Consider the following 5724-nt stretch of genomic DNA (forward strand, 5'->3'; position numbering starts at 1 on the left):
TGTACCACACCACCCACACCGCGACGCGGCCTCGCGCGGGCCGGCGAGGGGTTGTCCGACGACGACAGCGAGGGGCGGGCCGAGCTCTCGGCGCTGGTGGTGTTCGACACCGACCCCGGCGACGACGAACCGGCCGAAGGCGACCCAGGGGCACGAGTCGTGGAGAAGCCGGACGTACAGGCGGATTCCGACGCCCACGACGATGAGGCGCAGGACGAGGCTCAGGACGACGCGACGGAGTCCAAGGCCCAGAAGGCTCAAGACGCCGAGGCCGCTCCCACGGGGGCGCCGGCATCCGGTAGCGCGTTCACCGTGACCCGTAAGCCGCCAGGCGGGGCGCCCGGGAAGCCGTCCGACGGCGTGACCGAGGGCGCGGCCGGAAAGCCGTCCGGTGGGGCAGTGGTTCCACCTGGCCAGCCGCCGGCCCGCCGGGTGGAGCCGCTGCCGCCCGAGGCCGTCGCCGCGCTGACGACCGCGCTCGACGCGCTCAGGGAGAGCGTGACCGACCTGCGGTTCGGTCTGGACCTGCCGGGCGCGAAGGAGGCCAGGCAGGCGCGTGCCGACCTGCTGGCCCAGCTCAAGGACTACGTGCTGCCGCGCGTACGCACCAACACCGCCCCCGCCCTCATCGTGGTGGCGGGATCGACCGGTGCGGGCAAGTCCACGCTGGTCAACTCCCTGGCCGAGAAGAACATCTCTCGCACGGGCGTACGGCGGCCGACCACCGGCATCCCCGTGCTGGTGTGCCACCCCGACGACCTGCAGTGGTTCAAGAAGGGCGACCTGCTCGGCGGCATGCGCCGCATCGAGAAGCCGACCCCCGAGGACGGGCTGGGCAGCCTGGTCGTGGTCTCGACCGAGAAGCTGCCCCAGGGTGTGGCGCTGCTCGACACCCCCGACATCGACTCGGTCGTCGAGGAGCACCACGAGATCGCCCACCGGATGCTCGACGCCGCCGACCTGTGGATCTTCGTGACCACGGCTGCCCGCTACGCCGACGCCCCCGCCTGGAACCTGCTGCGCCTGGCCAAGGAGCGCGGCGCCCGGCTGGCGATCGTGCTCTCGCGTGTGCAGCCCAAGGCCCGTGAGGTCGTTCTGAAGCACTTCGTGCGGATGCTGACCGAATACGGGCTCGGCGAGGTGGACAGGTTCGTCATCGGCGAGTCGAAGGTCACCGACGGCAGGCTGCCCGACCAAGAGGTCACCGACCTGCGGCTCTGGCTGGCCGAGCTGTCGGTGGACGAGGACCGGCGCGCCCAGGCGGTGCACGAGACGCTCAACGGCGTCCTCGACAGCTTTCGCACCCGCGTGCCGGCGCTGGCCCGGCACCTGGAGGGGCAGGTCGCCTTCCGCACCGAGCTGCGCGGCGACGTCGAGGCCTCGTACATGAGCGCGCTCACCGAGATCGACAAGGCGCTGCGCAACGGCATGCTGATCCACGGCGAGGTGCTGGCCCGCTGGCAGGAGTTCGTCGGCTCCGGCGACCTGCTGCGCACGCTGCAGTTCCGCAAGCGGGGCAGGTCGCCGCGGCAGGCTCCCGAGCGGGTCACGGCGTTCCGGGCCGCGCTGCGGGCGGGGCTGGAGTCGGTGATCACCGCCGCCGCCAACCGCGCGGCCGAAGAGGTGGTCGCGCGCTGGCGGCACCGCTCCGAGCTGGGCGGGACGATCGGCGCGGGCCTCGAACGGCCTTCCGACGAGCTCGTACGGCATGCCACGCGGGCGATCGCCGCCTGGCAGGAGCACGTCACCGAGCTGGTGCGCACGGAAGGCGTGGCGAAGCGGTCGGTGTCGAAGTTCGTGTCGTTCGACGCCGACTCGCTGTCGTTGATCTTCATGGTCGCGATGTTCAGCGGCCCCGTTGAGGGAGTGCCGCACCGGCTGGTCAACGCGCTGCTCGGCGCGGAGTCGCTGCGCGGCATCGGCGCCAAGGCGCTCAGTGACCTGCGAGCCAGGATCGGCATGCTGTTCGACGAGGAATCCATGCGTTACGTGCAAGCGCTCGACTCGGCCGGGATCCCCGACGAGTCCACCGCCACTCGCCTCTACCAGGCGACGTACAACCTCGAGGTCGCCCGATGACAGCCGTCACCACCAGGCCGGGCCTGGCTCCGCGGCTGACCGCCCTGACCAAGATCGTGGAGTTGGGGCCGGGGCGGCTCGACCAGAAGGTGCTCTCCGAGGCGAGCAAGCTGCTCACGCTGGCCGGCGACCGGCTCAAGCTCTCCTCCGAGCACACCGTGGTCGCCCTGGCGGGCGGCACGGGCAGCGGCAAGTCGTCGCTGTTCAACGCGATCTCCGGGCTGGAGCTGTCGCCCACGGGCGTGCGCAGGCCGACGACCGCCCGCACCCACGCCTGTGTGTGGGGGCTGGAGGGGGCCGCGCCGCTGCTCGACTGGCTGCAGATCCAGTGGCGCCACCGCTTCGCCCGCGCCAGCGCGCTCGACAAGGGCGAGAGCCAGCTCCACGGGCTGATCCTGCTCGACCTGCCCGACCACGACTCGATCAGGGCGCTCACCGACACCGAGGCCGACCGCCTCATCGGCCTGGCCGACCTGGTCGTGTGGGTGCTCGACCCGCAGAAGTACGCCGACGCCTCCACCCACCGGCGCTACGTCACCGACCTGGCCGGGCACGACGCGGTGACCGTCTTCGCCCTCAACCAGGCCGACAAGCTCTCCGCCGAGGAGCTGGCCGAGCTGGTCATCGACCTCAACGACCTGCTGCGCCGCGAAGGCGTCGACCACCCCAGCGTGGTCCCCACCTCGGCGGTCACCGGCCGCGGCATCGACAGCCTCAAGAGCGTCATCGCGGGCGCGGTCTCCCGGCGCCGGGCGGCCATCCAGAAGCTCGAGGCCGACCTGCGCCGCCTTGAGAGCCGCCTGACCCAGACCATGCCCGTCGGCGACGCCCTCTCCTCACCGTCGTCGGTCGACGAGGCCCGCAGGCTGGGGCTGACGGACGCGCTCTGCGACGCCGTCGGCGTGCCGGCCGTGGGCGAGGCCATGGAGAACGTCTACGCCGAGCGTTCGAGCCGCTGGGTGGGGTGGCCGTACCCGCGATGGGTGAACAAGTTCCGCCCCGACCCGCTCCGATCGCTGCGCCTGGAGGACGTCGGCGACGAGATCCGCGGCATCACGACCGGCTCGGTCAGCGCCCAGGCGGCCGAGGTCTCCAACGCCGTGCAGGCGCTGGCCGACGGCCTGACCGCCGGCATGCACCCGATCTGGCGCACCGCCGTGCACCGCGCGGCCCGCTCCCGCTCCGGCCAGCTCCCCAAGGCGCTCACCGAGGACCTGACCGAGGTCGCGCCCGAGCTGGACCGCGTACCCCCGTGGTGGCGGCTGCTCAAGATCTGGCAGTACTTCCTCGTCGGCGCCTTCGTCGGCGGCGTCGCCTGGCTGGCCGTCGGCCTCACCATGCCCGGCCAGCTCCCCGCCTCCCTCCAACTGCTGGGCGACACGGCGGCCCTGCCGTGGGTGGGGCTGATGATGGCCTCCGTACTGGGGCTGGGAGCCCTGTCGGGCATCGCGTCCCGCAACTTCGTCGAGCTGGGCGCGTCCCGTGAGCGGGAGCGTCTGGAGCGGGAGATGCGGCGACGGGTGGCGGCGGTGGCGGAGAGCATGGTGGTGGAGCCGGTGGAACGTGAACTGGCTCGTCACCACGCGTTTTATACGGCTATGCGCGGTTTGTCGGGCTGATTGTCGCTGGTCGCTTTGTCGCGGTCTGGCCGGGCGGGGTTCGCCTGGTCGGGCCGTGGCTTCTCCGGCTTTGGCCAGCTCGTCTGTTTTCTTGCTTGCGGCGCGCTTTTCGTCCCATGACGGGGCAGGCCGACCAACTCGACCCGGTCCCATATCTGCACCGCGCCCTCACCTGCACCGCGCCCCTACGACGCCCGCCTCGCCCACAACCGCCATCCGCATTCCCACCCACCCTGTACCTCACCCCCACCCCCAACTCCTGGCTGTCCACAGGGGGCATCGATGCGGCTCCTTTATCCCCAGAACCCCGTTCGGCCCCTCGGGCCCATGCTCTCCTGCGGCACCGTATCCCCAGGCCGCGGGCACCCCGCCCGCCACACGGGAGGCAACGGGATGAACGACATCCACATCACACTCACCGGCAACGTCGCAGCAGAGCCCAGGCAGTACAGCTTCGAGGACGGCGCCAAGGTGACCTCGCTCAGGGTCCTCACCACCCACCGCTACTTCGACAAGAGAACCGGCCAGTGGACCGACGGCGAGCGAGTGTGCTTCGCAGTCCGCTGCTGGCGCTCCCTTGGCGAGAACGTCGCCAGGTCAGTCCAGGTAGGCCAGCCCGTGGTCGTCTCGGGCAAGCTCCGCATCAGAGAGTTCGGCCCCGAGGGCGACCGCCGCTTCATGCCCGAAGTAGAGGCCAGCGCGGTCGGTCACGACCTCCGCTGGGGCACAGGCGTCTTCGCCAAGCCCGAACGCACCGGCGGCCCGGTCTCGGTGAGCAAGGAGATGCGCGACCGCCTGGACGAGGAAACCCAGGACTGGGCTCTGGGCGTCAAACCCGCCCGCGACCACACCCGCGCAATCGAGCCCACCCAAGCAGCCAATCCCCAAAGCCGCCCCATCACCCACCCCGCCCCCCTGACAGAAGACTCCCCCTGGCCGGCCCCCCTCCTCCCGGAAGCCACCCCAGTAATCAAAGCCACCCACCCCACCAGCGACCAAGCCCTCCCTACCAGCCAGAACACCAACGTGATCACGAATACCCCGATCGCCAGCACCGACCACCCCCAGTCTCCCGAAACGCCCCTCACAGCAGCGAACGCACCGCAGAACACCACGACAGCCCTCTCTACCTCCACCCCTCAACTCCAGAGCAGCCAGCAGCCCACCCCCACCCCACCCACCACCACCTCACCCGCCAACTCCACCCCCGAAGCCACCTCCTCCACCGCCACCCAGCCCACCACTCCAGCGAAGAACACGCCGCAAGCCACCCCCCGATCTACCAGCACCCCAAGCAGTCGCTCCTCCCGGCGTTCATCCGCAGCCGCATCTCCTCCCTCAACCCGAACCAGCGATACGACCGTGCGAATCGTCGGCGCAGACAACAACGAGTCAGCAGCAGAGGAACGAGCAGCGGCCTAACCCACCAACCGCCGCCATCGCCCGACTGCTGCCCTGAACTGAACGAGGGGACGCAGAAGACGACGAGCAGAACCTCGCCTACCTGAGTGGACGCCCACACCCGAACACACCGAGGACGGGCGCGCGACTGCGAAGCAACAGCCAACCAGCCATTACAGGCCATCGGCGGCTGACAGGCGTTACCACCCAGGCAACGAGCCACAAGCCCAACGCCTGGCACTCGCCCCAAACGTTCGCCCGTCCCACGGCCGGCAGGTCGCAGTTCGTAGGCAAGGCAGCCAGCAGATCGCTTCAGAAGTTGACGGCGGATCAGGAGCCAGCGGGCGGTGGAGAAGGTATCCGTGCAGGTGGAAAGGCTGCTCGCTCCCCGCCGCTGACCAAGTCGATCCGTCGACTGCGCCACACACGAGAACGAGAGTGACGCAGATGACGACGCCGCGCGCTGCAGGGGCCTGCCCGGCGAACGGCGGAAAAGTCAACCGGAGGCGGAAGCGGTAGTGCGATCACCTGCGCAAACACCATCTCCGTTGCTGGCTGAACTCCGATCGCCGGACACTCCCCGCTGCAGCGCCGCACGCTGCAGCGGCGCCTGGAGGGGGTCCGC

At 70.4% G+C, this 5724-nt stretch carries 3 protein-coding genes; all 3 read left to right on the forward strand.

Annotated elements, in window-relative coordinates:
- The coding region (locus KME77_RS03010) for a dynamin family protein (RefSeq protein WP_246609087.1) at window positions 1-2079 on the forward strand (2079 nt) is incomplete at its 5' end.
- Entirely contained in the window at window positions 2076-3698 is a 1623-nt protein-coding gene (locus KME77_RS03015; protein WP_219461648.1) for a GTPase, read from the forward strand. The genes KME77_RS03010 and KME77_RS03015, both read left to right, overlap by 4 nt.
- Window positions 3699-4091: 393 nt before the next feature.
- On the forward strand, window positions 4092-5120 hold the full coding sequence (locus KME77_RS03020) for a single-stranded DNA-binding protein (RefSeq protein WP_219461652.1): 1029 nt from the start codon (window positions 4092-4094) through the stop codon (window positions 5118-5120).
- Window positions 5121-5724 lie beyond the last annotated feature (604 nt).

The organism is Nonomuraea rhizosphaerae, from assembly GCF_019396405.1.
Lineage (GTDB): Bacteria > Actinomycetota > Actinomycetes > Streptosporangiales > Streptosporangiaceae > Nonomuraea > Nonomuraea rhizosphaerae.